Genomic DNA, 17,170 nt, shown 5'->3' with positions numbered 1-17,170 from the left:
GACGGCAGGCCGCCCCGGGGCCGACGGCCACCTGGGAGTCCCGGCCTCGACTGTGTATAGGTCCTCTTCAGGCGTCACAGCCTGCTCGGATCGCGCGTCGTTCCGGGCGAAGTGTCACCCTCCGGGGGTCGCGGCCCCCGGAGGCCGCCTCACGTCACGCCGAGGATGCCCTGGATGGCGGTGACCACGCCGGCCAGCGCGCTGCCCGCCGCGCCCGCGTCCGAGGCGATCTCGAAGATCGTCTTCAGCCGGGTCCTCAGGCCGCCCTCGCTGCGCTCGTCCGGCGTCCTGTCCAGCTCGCGCCGCACGCCCTCGGCCGCGTCCTCGACCGCCGCCGCCCGCTCCTCGGGGAGCTCGTCGCGGAGCAGGTGAACGGCGTCGAGCAGCTCCTCCACCAGCGCCCGCAGCTCGGCCGCGTCGTCGCCGGAGGCGTTGTGCACCGTGGCGTCCCCGCTGCCGGTGCTGATCGCGCTGTTGTTGAAGGTGTTGCGGTTGAACGTGGTCACGTTGACCTCCGGCGAGTAGTGGAAGGGCCGGTCGGACCCGGCGGCGGCCATCAGGACGCGGAGCTGTTCGACCCGGGCGGCGATGACCGCGTTTCCCGACGAGCCGGCCAGGTGGTCGAGGGTCTGCACGGTGTCGGCGTAGACCTCCTGGGTGCGGGCGAGCATCTGCGCCAGCATCTCGGCCGCGGCGAACCCGTACCGCGAGGGACGCAGCAGCAGGTCGAGCGCGCGCATCAGATACCGCTCGACCTCCGGCTGTTCCACGTCCAGGCGGCCGTCCTCGCACAACGCCAGCACCTGCTCGACGGCCGCGTACTCGGCGTGCAGCCGGGACAGCAGCACGCGCATCCGGCGCAGCTCCTCGTCCGGCCTGTCCAGATCGTGGGCGGGGATCACCTTCCACATCGACACCCGCAGCCCGGCCGCGCGCACCCACGCGTGATGGACGGCCTTGTAGCGCCAGTGGTAGTCCTCCACCACGACGGACGGCGCGCCCGCGCGCACCCACCAGTCCTCCGGGTCCGCCACCGCGGACGTGCGTTCCAGCAGGTGCCGCGCGAACCGCGGTCCGAAGGCCACCAACGGCGCGTGCGCCGCGCGTTCGCCGCGCAGCCAGGTGGTCGCCGACATGGCCAGCCGCACGACGTTCTCCGCGCCGTCCCAGATCTGGTTCGGGTCGAGCAGGCGGCGCCGGAAGCCCACCTCCAGCCGGTTCACGACCCGGTCGGCGTAGAAGTTGCGCAGCACCGGCGTCACCGTCACCGACCGGCGGAACCCCTCCTGGTGCCGCTGCCGGGTGAGCCGGACCAGGTTGCCGACGTCGACGTAGTAGGACTCGGCGATCCAGGGCGCCACCCCGCCGCGCAGCCGCGGCCGTACGGCGCCCAGGCCACGCACGTGGTCGGAGCGGTGGTGCTCCGCGGACCGGCTCGGGAAGGCGCGGTCGGGCCGCGGCCAGCGCGGCGGCTCGCGCCGCCGCGGGTCGGCGGGCAGCAGCGGCCTCAGGTCCACGATGGGCAACTGCACAGTGACGTACACCTACCCACAGTGACGCGTGATCCCGGCCGGCGGAAGGCCCGGCACGGAACACAGACACGATCACCACCCGGCCTGATTGCTAGGGTCACGCGCATGCGATCGACATACCTCGACTGGGACGATGCGGTTGACCTGTTCGAGCGGCGCGGCCTGCCCAAGGAGACGTACGGGAACCTGTACGAGGAGGAGTACATCCTCGTGCCCGGTCCCACCACGGTGACCGGCGAGCTCCCCCTCGACGAGCACGATCGCACGCCCTGGCGGGACGGCGCCCCCGACGCCGCCACCGGCTACATCGTGGACGGCGACCTGGTCGTCGACGGGAACGTCACCGACGTGGACGACGGCTCCGCCGCGCTGATCGTCCTGGGCGACCTGCGGGCGCGGAACGTCTACCTGGCCGGTGACGCCAAGCTGGTCGTGCGCGGCCACGTGACGGCCGAGACGTTCGTCGGCGACATGACCGACAAGCTGGTGATGATCCATGGCGATCTGCGCACCACCGTCTCCGTCTTCTGGAACGAGTTCTGTCCCGATCTGGTCGCCGGCACCCTGCACGGCAGGGCGCTCACACCGGCCTACCTCGACCTGTCCGACGCCGCCGTCGGCGCCCTGGCCGACCCGTCGCCCGAGGTCCCGCTCAGCCGCCTCCTCGTCCCGGAACTGCTGGTCAGCGGCGCCCCCGGCCCCGACGGCCTGCCCGAGATCGGCGTCCGCGGCGACGTCCTGCGCGACCGCCTGCTGTCCGGTCTGCCCCTCACGATCGCAGGATGAGCCCCGGACGCCGATCGCGCATGACAGGTGTTTCCGCCACACCGGCCATGTCCCCCAAATCACCCACGACCACTGATCACGGTCAGACATTTTGACGACGTGCCTTCGACGGGGGCCGCGGTTCACGCTTTGGGAGCGAATTCCGCGATCCACCACGAAGGACGGTCATGTCACTCCAGCTCAAGAAATGCCGGAAATCACTCCTGGCGGCGGCCACCGTCGCCGCGCTGACCGCGGTGACGGCGCTGACCGGCGCCGCCACCGCGCAGGCCGCCGACGCCACCGACGCCGCCGACGCCACCGACCAGAGCGTCAGCACCTTACGGACCGGTGACGGGTTCGACGTGCTGATCGGCGGCCAGGCCCGCCTCCACCTCGCGCAGCCGGAGAAGTCGGACGGCGTCGTGACCGCCGCCGGCCCCGGCCACGTCGCCGTCATCCCCGACCACGACGGCTCGCGCGGCAGCCGCCTGATGACCTACGACACCCGCACCGGGCGCACCCGCACCCTCGCCCGCGGCAAGGTCGTCTCCGCCGCCTTCTCCCCGGACGGCGCCCGGCTCGCCTACACGGTCGCCGGGCAGGCCGGCGCCGACCTGTACGCGGGTTCCGCCGAGGCGCCCGGACGCCGGATCGCCGCGATCCCCGGCGCCCGCGTCGAGGTGGTGGGCCTGTCGGGTGACGCGAGCACGGCGTTCGTGGCCGCCTATCCCGACGCCCGCGACGACCGGCGGTACGCGGCGAGCCTGCTGCGCGTCGCGCTGGCCGACGGCTCGGTGACGCCGCTCATCGCCAGTGACCCCGCCCACGGCCAGGTGTACGCCGACTTCCGCCTGGTGAACGGCGACCGTCAGCTCGTCAGCTTCATCCGGCGGTCGGGACCGTACCTGTGCTCGGGACGCTCCGAACTCGGGCTCGCCGACCTCGACGGCCGGACCGTGGCCACGTACGGCGCGAGCTCCGGCACGGCCTACCGCGAGGCGGTGTGGAGCGGGGACGGCGACCGGGTCGCCTACGCCGCCCAGCCGTGCGCGTCCCAGTCGAAGGCCGCGGCCGACCCGGCGGCTACGGCCGCCCGTACCCGCGAGGAGTCGGGCACGTTCGTGGCCCGGGTGTCGGGCGGCGCGCCCGTCCGCGTGGTCAGCGGGGTGACGTCGGAGTTCGGGATCGGCGGGCTCGACGGCGACCGGGTGCGGCTGGCCTCGGCCCGGCTCGGGGAGCGTACCGTCGGGGCGGACGCGGTGGCGCGCGGCGTGGCGCAGCCGCTCGCGGCGGCGAGCCTGGACGGCGTGTCCCGCTCGCTGGCCGGCGGCCGGACGAACCGCGCCGTGCACATCAACCAGATCTACGACACGCGGGACGAGTTCGACGGGCGCGGCTCGTGCGGCCCGACCACCGCCGTCATGACCATGGCCGGCTACCAGCTCGGCGAGTGGGGCCTGTGGGTGAACTACGGCGGACGCCACTACTCGCCCTACGGCCTCTACATAACCGACCAGTACGACTACAACGGCTCCAGGTTCTCCTGGACCGCGCCCGACTACTCCGGCAACGGCGCGTGGAAGGGGGCGCACGGCGCGATCTACGACGCGCAGTACGGCACGATCTGGGCGGACATGTTCGGATACCTGAACCGGCACACCGGCTGGACCCAGCAGAGCGGCTGGAACCCGGACTTCGTCCGGCACCAGATCGACATCGGCAACCTCGTCGCCGTGTCCGGCCAGATGACCTCCGCCGGGCACATCGTCCTCATCAAGGGCTACACCGATGACGGCAGGTGGGTCGTCAACGACCCGTACGGGCCGAACACGAACGGCGGCCCCGGCGGCGCCGACCAGGTGTACGACACCGCCTACCTGCGCCCCGTCCAGGTCTGGGGCAACTGACCCCCGTGCGCGCCGGGGCCGAGGGCAACCACCTCCGGCCCCGGCGCGCTCACAGCCGCGGTTGCTGATATCTCAACTCTTGCCTACTGTGATCCCAGTTGGCAGGAGGTGGGCGCGGGCCGTCGCGCTCGCCGGAGACATCGGACGGAGCAATGTCGTGACCAGTGCACTCATCATCGGCGACCTCCAGCGGGGCATCACGGGCGGTTACCCGTTCGCCCAGCAGGTCGTGCCGCCGCTCACCGAACTGCTGCCCCGTGCCAGGGCGGCCGGCGTCCTGGTGGTGTTCGTGCACTTCGCCTTCCGGGCCAACGGCGCCGACGTGCCGCCCGGCAGCGCGCTGATGAAGTCGTTCTTCGAGGCCGGCGACGCCTTCCACGAGGGGTCGGCCGGAACCGAGCTCGCCCTGCCGGTCGCAGAGGAGGACGTCGTCGTGCTGAAGCGCCGCGCCAGCGCGTTCGCCGGCACCGACCTCGACCTCGTGCTCCGCGCGCGGGGCGTCACCACTGTGCTGGTCGCCGGCGTCGCCACCAGCGCGATGGTGGCCGCGACGTGTTACGACGCGGCCGACCGCGGCTACCAGGTGACGGTGCTGAGCGACGGCTGCGGCGACGGCGATCCGGCGCTGCACGACTTCTTCGTGGACGCGGTCTTCCCGAGCCGGGGGTTCGACGTGGTGTCGTGCGAGGAAGCCTGCCGTTGACGGCGCTGTGACGATTGCGCCCGGTCGGGACGGACCCGCGCGACGAGGACGCCTTCACCGCCGGTGGTGGGAGCGGAGGTGAACCGTGGCCCCGCCAAGGGTGCGCCCTAGTGGGTGCGGGCCGTCCTGGCGGCCTGCTCGATCTTCGCGCAGTAGGCCGCACGGGCTGCCTCGTCGATCCGCTCCTCGTGTTCGGGGCGCAACCCGGTCCGGCCGTCGAGGCCCTCGCGCAGGATGTCGGCGTGCCCGGCATGCCGGGTGGACTCGGCGAGGACATGGACCATGATGGCGAACAGGTTCATGTGCCAGGCCGGCGTCGACTCCGGCCACCACGGCACGTGGCCGGGGGCGTCGAGGGGAAGCTCGTTGATCGTCGCGTCCGAGTGTTCCCACGTGCGCCGGTAGAACCCGATGATCTGGTCGCGAGTCTCGTCCTCGGTCGCCCACAGATCGCTGCCGTCGGAGTCCTGCCACCGGGGCAGCGGTTCCGGGGAAGGGCGGTCGAAGACCTCGCCGAAGTACCTGGCCTCGGCGGTGGCCAGGTGTTTGACCAGGCCGAGAAGGTTGGTCCCGGTCACTGTCAAGGGTCGGCGGGCGTCGTACTCGGACAAGCCGTCGAGTTTCCAGAGCAGCGCCCTGCGGTCCCGGCGCAGTCTCTCGTGCAGGTTGTCCTTCGCGAAATCGTCGATCACGGGTCCCGATCCTGTCAGACCGCGCCGGTGGGCGCCCCTGCGCGAGGTGGTTGTTCTCGGCGGATGAAGATCACGCTGAGGGATGTGGACTTGACCGTTCGGGAGACCGGTGAAGGGCATCCGGTCGTCCTGCTGGGAGATCCCGGTTCGCCACCGCATCCACAGCCTCGCCCCCGGGTGCGTTCGCCGCCGAGGTGCTGCCTTACCTGTGCGGCGGTTAGCCCGCCCACGGTCGCCTCGCCTCACCGGGCAGTCGCCGCCTGCTGCCCGTGCTCTCGCGCCTGAGCCCGACGACCCGGCCGGTCCGCAAGCGCGTGACCGTGCCCGCGGCTACAACTGGCGGCGGATCGCGTCGATCGTCGTCTCCGGCGAGGTGTTGAAACAGAACCTGATCCCCGGCGCCGCGGTGGCCAGCACGTTGATCAGCCGTTCGAAGAGCAGGGTGTGCTCGGGAATCGTCCGCACGCCGGCCCCGATCATCGCCACGCCGAAGGAGGGCCCGGACTCCAGACAGTCGCGCAGAGTCTTCTCCGCTGCTTCCGGGTCGGCTTCGACGAGACAGGACGTCACGTCGAGTCCCGCCTCGCGCAGGGCCGCCTCTCCCTGCGCGATCCGGGCCGTGAGAACCTGCTCGTCGAGCCCGGGAAGCGCGGTGTAGTCGATCGCGCTCGGGTGCAGACCGATGGAGATGATGGTGGTCATGTTGTCTCCTACCAGGGGATCGGGCCGTTGCCGCCGAAGAAGCCGCCGGTCGGCCCGTCCGGCTCCAGGGTAGCCAGACCGACGACCACCTCCGCTGCTTCGGCCACCGTGTGGACGCCCGTGTGATGGTTCATGTCGGTGGCCGGGTTGCCCGGGTCCGCGGCGTTGATCTTGAACGTCGGCAGCGCCCTGGCGTACTGGGACACGATCATGTTGAGCGCGGTCTTTGACGAGGCATAGTCCAGGGCCAGGAAACCGTGCTCAGGGCGGGCAGGGTCGGCGGCGTTGGCCAGGGAGGCCAGAGCGCTGGACACCATGACGACGCGGGGGTGCTCCGACCTGCGGAGCAGGGGCAGGAACGTGTGCGTCACCCGTACCGGACCGAACACGTTGGCCTCGTACAACGGTCGTAGCAGGCCGGCGTGCATGTCGGCCGGATCCATGATCGGGCCGCCGACACCCGCGTTGTTGACCAGGACGTCCAGGCGGTCCGTCTGCTCGGCCACCTTCTTCACGGCGGTCGCGACGGAATCGTCGGAGGTGACGTCCAACTCGACGAACGCGACATCGAGGCCCTGGCCCGCCAGCGAGTCCGCGGCCTTCCGGCCCCGTTCCCGATCCCGGGCGGTCAGGAACACGCGCCAGCCACGGCTCGACAACTGACGTACCGTCTCAAGGCCCAGCCCCTTGTTCGCCCCGGTCACCAGGGCCACCGTTCTCAGGTCTGCAGTCATGGCCTCCATCATCGGGAGGGGCCCCACGGCCTGCCAGGACCGGTGTGGCCTGGGACTGGCCGTACCACCCGGTCGATCCGGGTGGTACGGCATGATCGAGGGATGAACCGCGCCGAACTCGCCGAAGTGCTCCGTACGGCCCGATCGCGCCTGCGCCCGCAGGACATCGGGCTGGCGGCGGGATCCCGCCGCCAGGTCGAGGGGCTGCGCCGGGAGGAGGTGGCCATGCTCGCGGGCCTGAGTGTCGACTACGTCGTACGCCTGGAGCAGGGCCGCGGCCCCCGGCCGTCGAGTCAGGTCATCGCCGCCCTGGCCCAGGCGCTGAGGCTCGACGACGACGACCGCGACCTGGTGTTCCGGCTGGCCGGGTACGAGCCGCCCCACAACGGGCGCATCCAGATGGTCGTACGGCGGAGCGTTCTGCGACTGCTGGACCGCATGTCGGACCTGCCCGTACTGGTGCTGTCGGCCAAGGGCGACGTCCTGGCCTGGAACCCGCTGGCGGCGGCGCTGCAGGGCGACATGTCCGCCTGGCCCCGCCATCGGCGCAACCTCATCTGGCAGCGCTTTCTCGGCAGCAGCCGCTGCCAGGTCGCCCTGAACGCGGGCGACGACGATGCCGCTGCCCGCGCCTCGGTCGGCACCCTGCGCGCCGCTCAGGCCCGCTATCCGCGCGACCCGGACCTCATCCGGATGATCGATGAGCTGCGTCGTGGGAGCACCCGCTTCGACGAGCTGTGGAGGGAGGGGCGCTCCGCTGCGTGGCGGGCCGCGGCCAAGAGCATCAACCATCCGGCACTCGGTACGATCACGCTCGACTGTGACACCCTCCTGCTTCCTGACGACAACCAGACAGTGCTGATGTACTCCGCCGAGCCGGGCTCCTCCGAAGCGGCGGCAATCGATCTGTTGCGGGTGACCGGGCTACAACGGTTCTGACCCGCACTCGCACCGCCATGCGTTACGTCGTACCCGGCGCCGGAGCGTCACGTTGGCGGTGGTGTTGGCCTTGCCTGTCTGGGCAGGTCGCCGGGGCCTGCGTTCCTGGGTCATGCCTCCGGACTTCTCGCCGCCTGTTCCGGTGGCACGCGCCGATTACAACACTGGCGGCGGGGCTTTCGCCCGGGCGATAGATGATCTGGCGCTCATGGAGGCTAGAAGCAGTCTTTTCGGGGGGTGCGTCCCGAAGCCTCGATCTCGACGGTCCTGGTCTTGGAGCTGCCGGGGGCTGTGAGGATCATCGCGATGTGCAGCTTCCCGCCGGAACCAGTTCCGCTGCCGCTGCCGCAGACCGAGCGGGCCTGCTTGGTGAGATGGTGGAAGCGGTAGACGGCCTTCTTCCAGTTCTTCTCCGGCGTCATGACCATCCACTCCTCCCCGTCGGTCTTCTCGGCCGTGCAGTGACTGACGCCCTGGCAGGGGTTGGTGTACAGCTTGGCGGACGCCTGGGCGGGGTGGGTCAGCAGCGCTCCCGTGGCTGCCGCAGCCACCAGGCCCAGGGCAAAGGTCTTCATCATGTGCACTTAGATGTTCACGGCGAACTCAAGGTTCGTGCGGTCCGGGCTCAGCCCCCGACGCCCTGGCCGTCTCGCCCGCCGTCGACGACGCTGCGACAGGTGAGGGGCATGAGCGGCTGACCGGCACCGTGCACCCGAGATCGGTTACGGAATGCACACTAGGCAGCGAGGTCGCGGCTACGCGACCGAGGCCACGCGCGCGGTTGGACGATGGGCGCTCGTCAACGGTGGGATACGGCGCGTTCATCTGCGGTCCAGCATCGACAACGCCGCTTCCCTGCGGGCTGCCGAGAAGGCCGGATACCAGCGGGAGGGCACCGTGCGGGATGGGTGCGAGTCTCACGCCCTGGCCGTCTTCTCGACGATCGCCACATGAGCAGCCGCAGAGGCTGAAGAAGCCGCCGCTCGTGATCCGGATTGAGCTTCACCGACCAGCGGTCCGCCCCCGCCGCGCCGGTCACAGTCGAAGATGCCGCGCCGGTCGAGCCGGCCACGTCTCACCTGGCCAGAGTTCTGGTCACGGTCGCCTGCACGTCACTTGGCCTGATAGGGGGCGAGGTCGCGGCCGAGGAAGGCCAGTAGCCGCCGGTGGGCGGGTGCGCTTGCGGGCTGGTGAAGTTCGGGGCCGAACATTCCGGGGCGGCGGAAGGCGTCGAAGTCCATGCCGCGCATGGTGGCGAGCAAGTCGTCGCAGGCCTGCTGGTCCACCAGCGTTTCCTGGTCGGTGGCGATCGCCAGGTCGACGCCGTGCACCAGGACCTCGGTCAGATGGATGAGTGCGGCCATCGGCCCTGGCACTTCCCCGAATCCCAGCCGCACGGTCGTCTTCAGGGCACTCTCGCGGTGCCAGGCCGCGAGGTCGAGCCGGGCGGCTCCGAGAAAAGCGTCCTGCGGGTCGGCGCCCAGCCAGTCATCCTCGTGCTCGCCGCCGGGGTCGGTGCAGGTGAGCTCGGCGGCGAAGATGCGCATGCCGCCGACCAGGTGGTTGAGCTCGGTACGCACGTCCCATCCCGGGCAGGGTGTGGGGGCGGTGAGCTGCTCGTCGGTGATGCCCTTGACGATGGTCGCGGTCATGTGGACGGCCTGGTCGATCCGGCCGATGACGTTGGTCATCTGGTTGCTCATTTCGGTAGTCGTCGTGCTCGGGCATTGATCAGGTCCAGCCCAGGTTCTCCGCTGAGGTTCACGGGTTGCCCCGGCTTCGGAAGTGAGCGGGCGAGTGTGGAGGGGACGGCAGGAAGGCGACCAGCCGGCGGACGATGTCCTTCAGCTCGTGGTGGCGGCGCCGAACCGACCATGGCAGGACGAACGCCGATGACCTCGGGGTGGGTGATGAGGGTGCTGGACCCCTTGGGGGCGGGTGCAGGCGGGCGGGCTCGCCGTTGAAGAAGGCGTCGATGAGGAACTTCACGGCGGGCTCCCATCACTAACCGAGACGGAACGGGACCGTCTCGACATGTCGCACCATAGTCCCGGCGCTACCCGAGACGCAACCGTTCCGTCTCGGGTAGGCTCGGCGGCATGAGTCGATCGCCAGCAACTCGCTCGCCCGGCGGGCCCGTGCTTCAGGATGCCGTCACCGACGCGATCCGCACCGCCTTCCTGGAAGAGCTCGCCGAGGTCGGCTACGGAAGGTTGTCGCTCGAGGCCGTGGCTCGGCGGGCCGGCTCGGGCAAGGCCGCCATCTACCGGCGCTGGCCGTCCAAGGAAGCCGTGACGATCGACCTGATCGCCCAAGTCTCCATCGCCGCAACCGACACCCCCGACACCGGAAGTCTGCGCGGCGACGTCCTGGCCTTTCTGACCGCAGTCGACGCGGCGCTCCGGCATCCACTGGTGTCGCGAATTCTGCCCGACCTGTTCGCTGCCGCTGTCCACCATCCCCACATCGCCGACGCCCTGCGCGACAGGGTCGGTGGAGCTCGACGTGAGAAGGGGGTCAGCGTCCTGCGGCGGGCCGTGGAACGTGGAGAACTCGCGCCCGACACTGACTTCGAACTCGGCCTCGACCTGCTGGCGGGCCCCCTCTACTGGACCACCACCGTCCGCCAGGCCCCCGCCGACCCGGCCCGCCTGCAGCGGCTCGCGGACAAGGTGGTGGCCGCCCTCGCGGCATGACGAGGTGCCATCCCAAGTGACGAAGGTATTGACGGCCAGCCCGGCTCGCACCACCCGGTAGGCGCGATCCAGCCGCTCGGCGTGCTCGGCCAGCAGGTTCGCGGGGGCGTCGGGCAGGGCGCTTGAGGTGGCGGATGACGCTCGGAAGCCACCCAACGGCAAGGGTTCACTGACCTGGGAGAACCCCGCTGACGTCGGATTCCGGCCCCGCGCCCTAGCACTGCATGGTGAGACGGGCTTGGTCGAAGCGGTGGGCGGCCAGGTGTTCGGGGCGGATCAGCCAGTAGAGGGTGCCGGTGTCACCCCACGTCATCTTCGCGTCGCTGTCGCTGTCGAACTGGGCAAGCAGGATCCAGCGTTCGGCTTCCCGGTCCAGGGCGGGGGTGCCCCAGGAGTGAACGCCGCCGAGCGCCGCGCTCGCCACCTCGTACTCCACCGGACCCTGCACCGGTACGGCGTGGCCGCCGATCTGGTGGTCGATGCGGGTGCGCAGCCGCCGGAAGGCCTGGACGAACGGCCGCAGCGGGGCCGGGGTCTCGCGAGGCCCGGGCCAGTGCCTGCCGTCGCCGAGCAGGGCTTCCCGGGCCTGAGGCAGCCACAGGTCGGGGGCGCTCTCCTCGACGCCTGCGGCCAGTTCCACGTACGGGTACGGTTCCAGCTCCGGGGGTGTTTCCGCCCGGAGAACCGGCGTGCCTTCCGGGACGTACAACACCTGGGCCCCGCCCCATGTCTCGGGGGCGTCGAGGGAGCCGGACGAGCCGCCGTCGTCCATGTCCTCGTGGCCGTCGAAGGAGAAGAACAGCAACGTCCCGTCCTGCGGGAAGGCCGCGGGCAGCCCGGCATGCGGGAGCGCCGAGCACCGCACCGATGCGACGAAGGACAGCGGGCCGTGCCCCGGCCACTCGGGCCAGACGGCCCCGGCCGGCAGTTCCGGCTCCCCGCCGAGGGTGGCGACGACCTGCTCGCCGTCCGCGGCCCGGCGCAGACGTACGCACGGACGCAGCAGCGCGGTCCACCGCTCGGCGAGGTCGGCGGGCAGATGCTCGGCGGCGAGACGGGAGTATCGCTCATCAGTCATGAGAGCCATGATGAAGCGCCTCACTGACTTCCGAGCCGTCCGTTTGGGCCGGTCGATCAGGATCCCGCCACTGGCCGGCCTCGGACGCGGCGATGCGGGCCGAGGTCTTGTCCAAGGGAACCCCGCGGCTGGGCAACTCAAGCTCTGACGTCGCCTCCCGCAATTGCAAACATCTCTTCGCGAACAAGTCTTTGCGAAGAGATGTTTGCGGTCTAGGCTGCCGGACATGACCGAACCTTCCGAGAGCGTGGTCGTCCTCGACGCCAAGGGCCTGCGGGCACTGGCCCACCCGGTACGGGTGCAGCTCGTGGACCTGCTGCGCAAACACGGCCCGTCCACCGCCACCCGCCTGGCCGAACGTCTGGGGGTGAACTCGGGCACCGCCAGCTACCACCTGCGCAGGCTCGGCGCCGCCGGATTCGTGGCGGAGGACGCCGAGCGCGGCAACGCTCGCGAACGCTGGTGGCGCTCGGTCCACCACGTCACCCGGCTCAGCGACGACGAGCTGTCGGAGCGGGAGCCCGAGGCGGTGCTGGCCTACATGCAGTCCATCGCCGCCCTGTACGGCCTGCGCACCCAGCGGACGCTGAACGAGCTGCCGACCATGCCGGCGGAGTGGCGTCGGGTGCTCGACCTCAGCTCCGTCACGCTGCGGATCACCCCGCAGGAGGGGCTTCGGCTGCGCGAGGAGCTGGCGGAGGTCATCGACCGCTACCGCCGCGACACGCCCGGCCAGCCGGCCCCCGAAGGGGCCGCCCGGGTCTCCCTGATCACCCAGCTCCTACCCGACCTACCCGAAGCGACCGAACTGCCCGAAGCGAGCGAACAACCGGAAGCGACCGAACAACCAGAAGCGGCCGAGTCGACCGGACTGCCCGAGTCGCCAGAGTCGCCCGAGGGTGCGTGATGGGGTCGGGCGCGTCGTTACGCCCGATGGCCGGCCTGCTCGCGGCCATGGCGGTGTCGCTGACCGCGACGCGCGTGTCGGCCATCGCGTTGCCCTGGTTCGTCCTGACGACGACTGGGAGCCCGGCGCGGACCGGGATGGTGGCGTTCGCCGAGATGGCCCCGTACGTGCTGGTCAAGGCGCTGGCCGGGCCGCTGGCCGACCGGGTGGGGCCGCGCCGGATCTCCTGGATCGGGGACGTGGTGAGCGCCGCGGCGGCCGCAACGGTCGTCCTCCTGCACGCCCTCGACCTGCTGCCGCTGGGGGCGCTGATCGCCCTCGTCGCGGTGGTCGGCGCGGCCCGCGGTCCGGGCGACCTGGCCAAGGAGATCATGATCCCCGAGGCGGCCGAGCGCGGGCGGGTGCCGCTGGAGCGGGCCACCGGGCTGATGGGCGTGACCGAGCGGCTGGCCCAGACGGTGGGGCCCGCGGCGGGCGGGGCGGTGGTGGCGCTGCTCGGACCGCTGCCCGGCCTCGGCATCAGCGTCATCTGCTTCGCGCTCGGCTCGGTGATCGTGACGTGGGCGCTGCCACGCGGCATGGGGCACCGCGCTCCGGCGGAGGAGACGCAGCAGGGGTACTGGCGGCGGTTCGGCGAGGGGTTCACGTTCCTGCGTGGCGAGCCGCTGCTGCTGTCCGTGGTCGTCATGGTCGGCATCACGAACCTGCTCGACGCGGCCTTCGGCCAGGTGCTGGTGTTCGTGTGGGCCAGGGAGTCCGGCCACGGCGCCGCCGTGGTCGGACTGAACAGCAGCGTGATGGGGTTGACGGCGGTCGGCGGCAGCCTGGTCGCGGCCGCCGTGGCGCACCGGATGCGGCGCAGGCCCGTCTTCTTCGTGGCGTTCCTGCTGGCCGGGCCGACCCGGTTCCTCGTCCTGGCGGTGGACGCGCCGGTGTGGGCCATGGTGGCGGTGTTCGCGGTGGGCGGGTTCGCCGGCGGGTTCCTCAACCCGATCCTCGGGGCGATCTCCTACGAGCGGGTGCCCCGGAGCCTGCTGGGCCGGGTGAACGCGCTGAAGGACTCCCTCGCCTGGGCCGGCATCCCGCTCGGCGGGCTGGCGGGCGGGGCGCTGGTGGCGGTCGCGGGGCTGACGCCGGTGCTGCTCGCCGGCGGGGTGGTCTACGCCCTCACCACGAGCCTGACGGGACTGCGGCCCGAGTGGCGGCAGATGGACCGGCTCCGCGGCCAGGGCCCGCCCGTCCCGACCGCCTCGCCGATGCCGCTGACGCCGCCCGCGCCGCCGACGCCGCCCGCGCCGCCGGTCAGACGCCTGCGGCGATCTTGAGGAGCACCACGCCGCCGATGATCGCCGCGAACGAGGCGAGCTTGGCCGGCGTGATCTTCTCCTTGTAGATCAGCGCGCCGAGGACGACCGTGCCGATCGAGCCGATGCCGGTCCAGATGGTGTAGCCGACGCCGACGTCCAGGGACTTCAGGGCCAGGCTCAGGGTGAAGATGCCGCCGGCGGCCGACAGCAGGGTGAAGACGGAGGGCCACAGCCGGGTGAAGCCCTGGGTGGCGTTGGTGCCGAGCGCGAAGCCGATCTCGAAGACGATCGCGATGGAGAGATAGATCCAGGCCATGATGACGTTCCTTGGGCAGTGGTGGGCGGATGGTCAGACTGCGGCGGGCTTGGTGGCGGACCCGGTGGCGGACCCCGTGGCGGGTCCGGCGGCAGGCTCGGCCGTGGGCTTGGCGGACAGGCGGTCGGCGAGCTTGAGCCCCAGCACGCCGCCGATGATCAGGACGAAGGCCAGCCCCTTCCAGACGGTCAGCTCCTCCCCGAAGATCACCGAACCGAGCAGCACGGTGCCGACCGAGCCGATGCCCGTCCAGACGGTGTAGCCGACGCCGACGTCCAGGGTCTTCAGCGCCAGGCTCAGGAAGAAGATCCCGCCGGCCGCGGCGGCGGCGGTCAGCAGGGACGGCCACAGCTGGGTGAAGCCTTCGGTGGCGTTGGTGGCCAGGGCGAAGACGACTTCGAAGACGGCGGCGATGAGCAGGTAGATCCAGGCCATCTCAGGACCCTTCTTTATTTGCATGTACGTGCAATCGGTTGACCGACAGAGAGAAGCTTGCATGTGCATGTATGCTTTTGTCAATCCCGCGTCCGAGAGACCGGGTCCTCAGAGAAGGAGGAGGCTTCCATGGCTCCGACGACACCGACTCCGCACCCGGCCCCCACGCCCTCCGCGGTGTCCAGCTCCTGGAACGACGTCCTGCTGCTGCACGCCCGGGTGGAGAACGCCCTGGCCACCGCCCTCCAGCGGCGGCACGGCATCGGCCTGTCGGAGTACCGGGCGCTCGGCCATCTCGCCACCTCGGACGCCGGCGAGCTGCGCATGCAGGAGCTGGCCGACCGGATCGGGCTCAACCAGAGCTCCGTCACCCGGCTGGTGACCCGGCTGAACACGGCGGACCTCACGTACCGGGACCTGTGCCCGGACGACAAGCGCGGGGTCTACACCGTCATCACCGACGCGGGCCGGGCCCGTTACGCCGAGGCGAACGTCACCTACGAGGCGACGCTGAGGACCGCCCTGGAGGAAGCCGCCCAGGCCGACCCGCGGCTGGCCGCGGCACTGCCGGCCCTGGGGCTGCTCGACCGGTGACCCGGCCATTTCCCTTGTTGCGAATATCGAGGAGTTGAACATGCGTGCTGTGCGGATCACCCGCTTCGGCGGCCCGGACGTCCTGACGGTCGCCGAGGCGCCGCCGCCCCGGCCCCGGGACGGCGAGGTGCTGGTGCGGGTCGTCGCCTCCGCCTTGAACCCGGTTGACGACAAGACCCGTGAAGGGGCCATCGGAGCGGGCAGCCCTCCCCTGCCGACGACCCTGGGATGGGAATTGGCGGGTGTCGTCGTGGACAGCCGGGACGAGGCGTTGCCCGTGGGTGAGCCGGTCTTCGGCATGTCCCACCAGCTCGGCACGGGCCGGGGGACGTGGGCCGACCTCGTGGCCATGCCGGTCGGCTCGCTGGCCGTGGCGCCGTCGGCGGTCAGCCTGGTGGAGGCGGCGACGCTGCCGTTGCCGGGGCTCACCGCCCTGCAGACGCTCGACTGGCTGGACGTCCGGGCGGGCGAGCGGTTGCTGGTGGCGGGCGCGGCCGGCGCGGTGGGCGGGCTGGCCGTCCAGCTGGCGCGGGCGCGCGGCGTCCGGGTGGACGCGCTGGTCTCCAGGCCGGCGCAGGCGGAGGCGGCCACGGAGCTGGGGGCCGAACGGGTCACGACCGACCCCGCCGACCTGCCGGCGGGGGCCTACGACGCCGTCTTCGACACCTTCGGGGCCTTCGCCGTCGAGGCCGTGGCCGACGGAGGCCGCTACGCCTCCGTCGCCACCCAGGCCGGGCCGGTGCCCGACCTGTCCCGTCGATCGGTCCGCACCACCGTCAACCAGGTGCGCGAGGACGGCCCCGGCCTCGCCGAGCTGGCCAAGGCCGTCGACGCGGGCCAGGTCAGGGCCCGGGTCGAGGCCCAGTACGGCCTGCGGGACGTACGGGCGGCCCATGAGCACTTCCGGCGCGGCCGGCTCGGCGGCAAGATCGCCCTGATGTTCTGAGGCCGGCGGCGTTCAGATCATGCGTCGCAGCGCGGTCTCCACGGCGTCGATCAGCGCATCGCCCTCGGTCGCCGGATGCCGGGCCAGGCCGAGCTCGACGTCGGGCAGGGCGGGCAGGGCGCCCGGGTCGTGACAGGCCATGTGCGGTTCGAGGTTGCCGGGCATGAGCGCGGCGACCCCGAGCCCGGCCCGCAGCGCCGCGAGCACGCCGGCCAGGCTGTTGCTCTCGAACACCGGCCGCCATCTGCGGCCGGTGCGGTCGAGCGTCTCCACCACCGAGGTACGCCACGCGCACGTCCCGGTGAACAGCACCACCGGCAGCGGGTCGGCGGCCGGGTCGACGCCCTGGCCGACCGCCCACACCAGCGGACGCCGCACGGTCCAGCGCGGCGGCGCGGGAAGGTCCGTCGCCTCGTCGAGCACGAGTTGCACGCGGCCCGCGTGGTAGGCCTCCCGGATCGTGACGCCGGAGAGGCTCAGCACCTCCAGCGTCGCGCCGGGGTGCAGGCGGGCCAGGTCGGCGAGCGCCTGCGGCAGCTGCGCCGCGGCCAGGTCCTCCAGCAGCCCGACCCCGCAGCGGCCGGTGAGCGCGCGCCCGGTCGCGGTGAGCGCCTGCGCGGAGAGCGACAGGATGCGCTCGGCGTAGGGCAGCAGCTCCTCCCCCGCCCGCGTCAGGGACACGCCGGACGGCGACCGGTGGAGCAGCGGGCGGCCGACCGCGCTCTCCAGCTTGCGCAACTGCTGGCTGAGCGCGGGCTGGGTGTGCCCGAGCGCGGTCGCGGCGCGGCTGATGCTGCCCGCCCGCACGGCCGTGACGAACGACCGCAGCAACGCCGTCTCCAGGTCCTTGGCCATAAGCAGCCATTATGCCGGGTCCAACGAAACAACGTCTTCCTATGGCTTTCGCGGTGACC

Annotated in this window: 18 protein-coding genes and 2 pseudogenes; 10 read left to right on the top strand and 10 right to left on the bottom strand. The window is 71.5% G+C overall.

The features are described from left to right. Positions 1-149: 149 nt before the first annotated feature. Positions 150-1,544 (bottom strand): hypothetical protein, encoded by a 1,395-nt coding sequence (locus ACFYYW_RS39280; protein ID WP_387657120.1) that lies wholly within the window; start codon positions 1,542-1,544, stop codon positions 150-152. A 93-nt stretch (positions 1,545-1,637) separates the two neighbouring features. On the opposite strand from ACFYYW_RS39280, the gene ACFYYW_RS39275 reads away from it, so the two are divergent. The 3 genes from ACFYYW_RS39275 to ACFYYW_RS39265 all read left to right on the top strand — a co-directional run bounded on the left by ACFYYW_RS39275 (position 1,638) and on the right by ACFYYW_RS39265 (position 4,910). Further along, positions 1,638-2,318, top strand: a complete 681-nt coding sequence (locus tag ACFYYW_RS39275; RefSeq protein WP_387657117.1) for a polymer-forming cytoskeletal protein — start codon at positions 1,638-1,640, stop codon at positions 2,316-2,318. A 167-nt stretch (positions 2,319-2,485) separates the two neighbouring features. After that, on the top strand, positions 2,486-4,207 hold the full coding sequence (locus ACFYYW_RS39270) for a C39 family peptidase (protein WP_387657114.1): 1,722 nt from the start codon (positions 2,486-2,488) through the stop codon (positions 4,205-4,207). 157 nt (positions 4,208-4,364) lie between these two features. Then, positions 4,365-4,910 (top strand): isochorismatase family cysteine hydrolase, encoded by a 546-nt coding sequence (locus ACFYYW_RS39265; protein ID WP_352327338.1) that lies wholly within the window; start codon positions 4,365-4,367, stop codon positions 4,908-4,910. Between the two features lie 107 nt (positions 4,911-5,017). Here ACFYYW_RS39265 and ACFYYW_RS39260 read toward each other — a convergent pair whose 3' ends face one another. From ACFYYW_RS39260 to ACFYYW_RS39250, 3 genes are all read right to left on the bottom strand, one after another. Beyond that, positions 5,018-5,602, bottom strand: a complete 585-nt coding sequence (locus tag ACFYYW_RS39260; protein ID WP_387657111.1) for a DinB family protein — start codon at positions 5,600-5,602, stop codon at positions 5,018-5,020. A gap of 330 nt (positions 5,603-5,932) precedes the next feature. Then, positions 5,933-6,304, bottom strand: a complete 372-nt coding sequence (locus ACFYYW_RS39255) for a hypothetical protein (RefSeq protein ID WP_352327341.1) — start codon at positions 6,302-6,304, stop codon at positions 5,933-5,935. Between the two features lie 8 nt (positions 6,305-6,312). Then, the gene (locus tag ACFYYW_RS39250; protein WP_387657107.1) at positions 6,313-7,038 is read right to left on the bottom strand and encodes an SDR family oxidoreductase; all 726 of its coding nucleotides are present in this window, start codon (positions 7,036-7,038) and stop codon (positions 6,313-6,315) included. Between the two features lie 102 nt (positions 7,039-7,140). Here ACFYYW_RS39250 and ACFYYW_RS39245 point away from each other — a divergent pair, with 102 nt between their 5' ends. Next, complete coding sequence (locus ACFYYW_RS39245) at positions 7,141-7,977, top strand: helix-turn-helix domain-containing protein (protein WP_387657104.1); 837 nt, start codon at positions 7,141-7,143, stop codon at positions 7,975-7,977. Between the two features lie 215 nt (positions 7,978-8,192). Here ACFYYW_RS39245 and ACFYYW_RS39240 read toward each other — a convergent pair whose 3' ends face one another. Continuing rightward, on the bottom strand, positions 8,193-8,555 hold the full coding sequence (locus ACFYYW_RS39240; RefSeq protein WP_387657101.1) for a hypothetical protein: 363 nt from the start codon (positions 8,553-8,555) through the stop codon (positions 8,193-8,195). Between the two features lie 136 nt (positions 8,556-8,691). Between ACFYYW_RS39240 and ACFYYW_RS39235 the strand changes: the two are divergent. Then, positions 8,692-8,931, top strand: a pseudogene (locus ACFYYW_RS39235) (GNAT family N-acetyltransferase); the annotation flags it as partial. A gap of 158 nt (positions 8,932-9,089) precedes the next feature. Here the strand turns inward: ACFYYW_RS39235 and ACFYYW_RS39230 are convergent. Further along, complete coding sequence (locus tag ACFYYW_RS39230) at positions 9,090-9,668, bottom strand: TIGR03086 family metal-binding protein (protein WP_387657098.1); 579 nt, start codon at positions 9,666-9,668, stop codon at positions 9,090-9,092. Positions 9,669-10,076: 408 nt separating this feature from the next. On the opposite strand from ACFYYW_RS39230, the gene ACFYYW_RS39225 reads away from it, so the two are divergent. Further along, positions 10,077-10,673, top strand: a complete 597-nt coding sequence (locus ACFYYW_RS39225; RefSeq protein WP_387657096.1) for a TetR/AcrR family transcriptional regulator — start codon at positions 10,077-10,079, stop codon at positions 10,671-10,673. Positions 10,674-10,887: 214 nt separating this feature from the next. Here the strand turns inward: ACFYYW_RS39225 and ACFYYW_RS39220 are convergent, their stop codons facing one another. Next, positions 10,888-11,751, bottom strand: a complete 864-nt coding sequence (locus tag ACFYYW_RS39220) for a YwqG family protein (protein ID WP_387657093.1) — start codon at positions 11,749-11,751, stop codon at positions 10,888-10,890. 226 nt (positions 11,752-11,977) lie between these two features. On the opposite strand from ACFYYW_RS39220, the gene ACFYYW_RS39215 reads away from it, so the two are divergent. Both ACFYYW_RS39215 and ACFYYW_RS39210 read left to right on the top strand, forming a co-directional pair. Then, positions 11,978-12,658, top strand: a complete 681-nt coding sequence (locus tag ACFYYW_RS39215; RefSeq protein ID WP_387657090.1) for a helix-turn-helix domain-containing protein — start codon at positions 11,978-11,980, stop codon at positions 12,656-12,658. Then, positions 12,658-13,983 carry an MFS transporter gene (locus ACFYYW_RS39210; RefSeq protein ID WP_387657087.1) on the top strand — a complete coding sequence of 442 codons (1,326 nt, stop codon included), beginning with the start codon at positions 12,658-12,660 and terminating at the stop codon, positions 13,981-13,983. The genes ACFYYW_RS39215 and ACFYYW_RS39210 overlap by 1 nt, the downstream gene beginning before the upstream one ends. Here the strand turns inward: ACFYYW_RS39210 and ACFYYW_RS39205 are convergent. Together ACFYYW_RS39205 and ACFYYW_RS39200 are read right to left on the bottom strand one after the other, a co-directional pair. Beyond that, positions 13,961-14,281, bottom strand: coding sequence for a multidrug efflux SMR transporter (locus ACFYYW_RS39205; RefSeq protein WP_352330784.1), 321 nt, complete (start codon positions 14,279-14,281; stop codon positions 13,961-13,963). The genes ACFYYW_RS39210 and ACFYYW_RS39205 overlap by 23 nt on opposite strands. Positions 14,282-14,413: 132 nt before the next feature. After that, positions 14,414-14,716: pseudogene (locus ACFYYW_RS39200) on the bottom strand (DMT family transporter); the annotation flags it as partial. Positions 14,717-14,845: 129 nt separating this feature from the next. Between ACFYYW_RS39200 and ACFYYW_RS39195 the strand changes: the two are divergent. Together ACFYYW_RS39195 and ACFYYW_RS39190 are read left to right on the top strand one after the other, a co-directional pair. Beyond that, positions 14,846-15,310, top strand: coding sequence for a MarR family winged helix-turn-helix transcriptional regulator (locus ACFYYW_RS39195; RefSeq protein WP_387657084.1), 465 nt, complete (start codon positions 14,846-14,848; stop codon positions 15,308-15,310). Between the two features lie 40 nt (positions 15,311-15,350). Next, complete coding sequence (locus ACFYYW_RS39190; RefSeq protein WP_387657082.1) at positions 15,351-16,256, top strand: NADP-dependent oxidoreductase; 906 nt, start codon at positions 15,351-15,353, stop codon at positions 16,254-16,256. 12 nt (positions 16,257-16,268) lie between these two features. On the opposite strand, the gene ACFYYW_RS39185 is transcribed toward ACFYYW_RS39190, so the two are convergent. After that, on the bottom strand, positions 16,269-17,111 hold the full coding sequence (locus ACFYYW_RS39185) for a LysR family transcriptional regulator (protein ID WP_387657079.1): 843 nt from the start codon (positions 17,109-17,111) through the stop codon (positions 16,269-16,271). Positions 17,112-17,170 lie beyond the last annotated feature (59 nt).

It is taken from the genome of Nonomuraea sp. NPDC001831 (genome assembly GCF_042892035.1).
In the GTDB taxonomy this organism is placed as follows: domain Bacteria; phylum Actinomycetota; class Actinomycetes; order Streptosporangiales; family Streptosporangiaceae; genus Nonomuraea.
Note: the sequence above shows the minus strand (reverse complement) of the source record. Positions and strands in the feature narration are given on the sequence as shown.

Coding starts and splice junctions, on each gene's coding strand:
- ACFYYW_RS39275 (WP_387657117.1), top strand. CDS start 1,638: ATGCGATCGACATACCTCGACTGGGACGATGCGGTTGACCTGTTCGAG.
- ACFYYW_RS39270 (WP_387657114.1), top strand. CDS start 2,486: ATGTCACTCCAGCTCAAGAAATGCCGGAAATCACTCCTGGCGGCGGCC.
- ACFYYW_RS39255 (WP_352327341.1), bottom strand. CDS start 6,304: ATGACCACCATCATCTCCATCGGTCTGCACCCGAGCGCGATCGACTAC.
- ACFYYW_RS39250 (WP_387657107.1), bottom strand. CDS start 7,038: ATGACTGCAGACCTGAGAACGGTGGCCCTGGTGACCGGGGCGAACAAG.
- ACFYYW_RS39245 (WP_387657104.1), top strand. CDS start 7,141: ATGAACCGCGCCGAACTCGCCGAAGTGCTCCGTACGGCCCGATCGCGC.
- ACFYYW_RS39240 (WP_387657101.1), bottom strand. CDS start 8,555: ATGATGAAGACCTTTGCCCTGGGCCTGGTGGCTGCGGCAGCCACGGGA.
- ACFYYW_RS39230 (WP_387657098.1), bottom strand. CDS start 9,668: ATGACCAACGTCATCGGCCGGATCGACCAGGCCGTCCACATGACCGCG.
- ACFYYW_RS39225 (WP_387657096.1), top strand. CDS start 10,077: ATGAGTCGATCGCCAGCAACTCGCTCGCCCGGCGGGCCCGTGCTTCAG.
- ACFYYW_RS39220 (WP_387657093.1), bottom strand. CDS start 11,751: ATGACTGATGAGCGATACTCCCGTCTCGCCGCCGAGCATCTGCCCGCC.
- ACFYYW_RS39215 (WP_387657090.1), top strand. CDS start 11,978: ATGACCGAACCTTCCGAGAGCGTGGTCGTCCTCGACGCCAAGGGCCTG.
- ACFYYW_RS39210 (WP_387657087.1), top strand. CDS start 12,658: ATGGGGTCGGGCGCGTCGTTACGCCCGATGGCCGGCCTGCTCGCGGCC.
- ACFYYW_RS39205 (WP_352330784.1), bottom strand. CDS start 14,281: ATGGCCTGGATCTATCTCTCCATCGCGATCGTCTTCGAGATCGGCTTC.
- ACFYYW_RS39195 (WP_387657084.1), top strand. CDS start 14,846: ATGGCTCCGACGACACCGACTCCGCACCCGGCCCCCACGCCCTCCGCG.
- ACFYYW_RS39190 (WP_387657082.1), top strand. CDS start 15,351: ATGCGTGCTGTGCGGATCACCCGCTTCGGCGGCCCGGACGTCCTGACG.
- ACFYYW_RS39185 (WP_387657079.1), bottom strand. CDS start 17,111: ATGGCCAAGGACCTGGAGACGGCGTTGCTGCGGTCGTTCGTCACGGCC.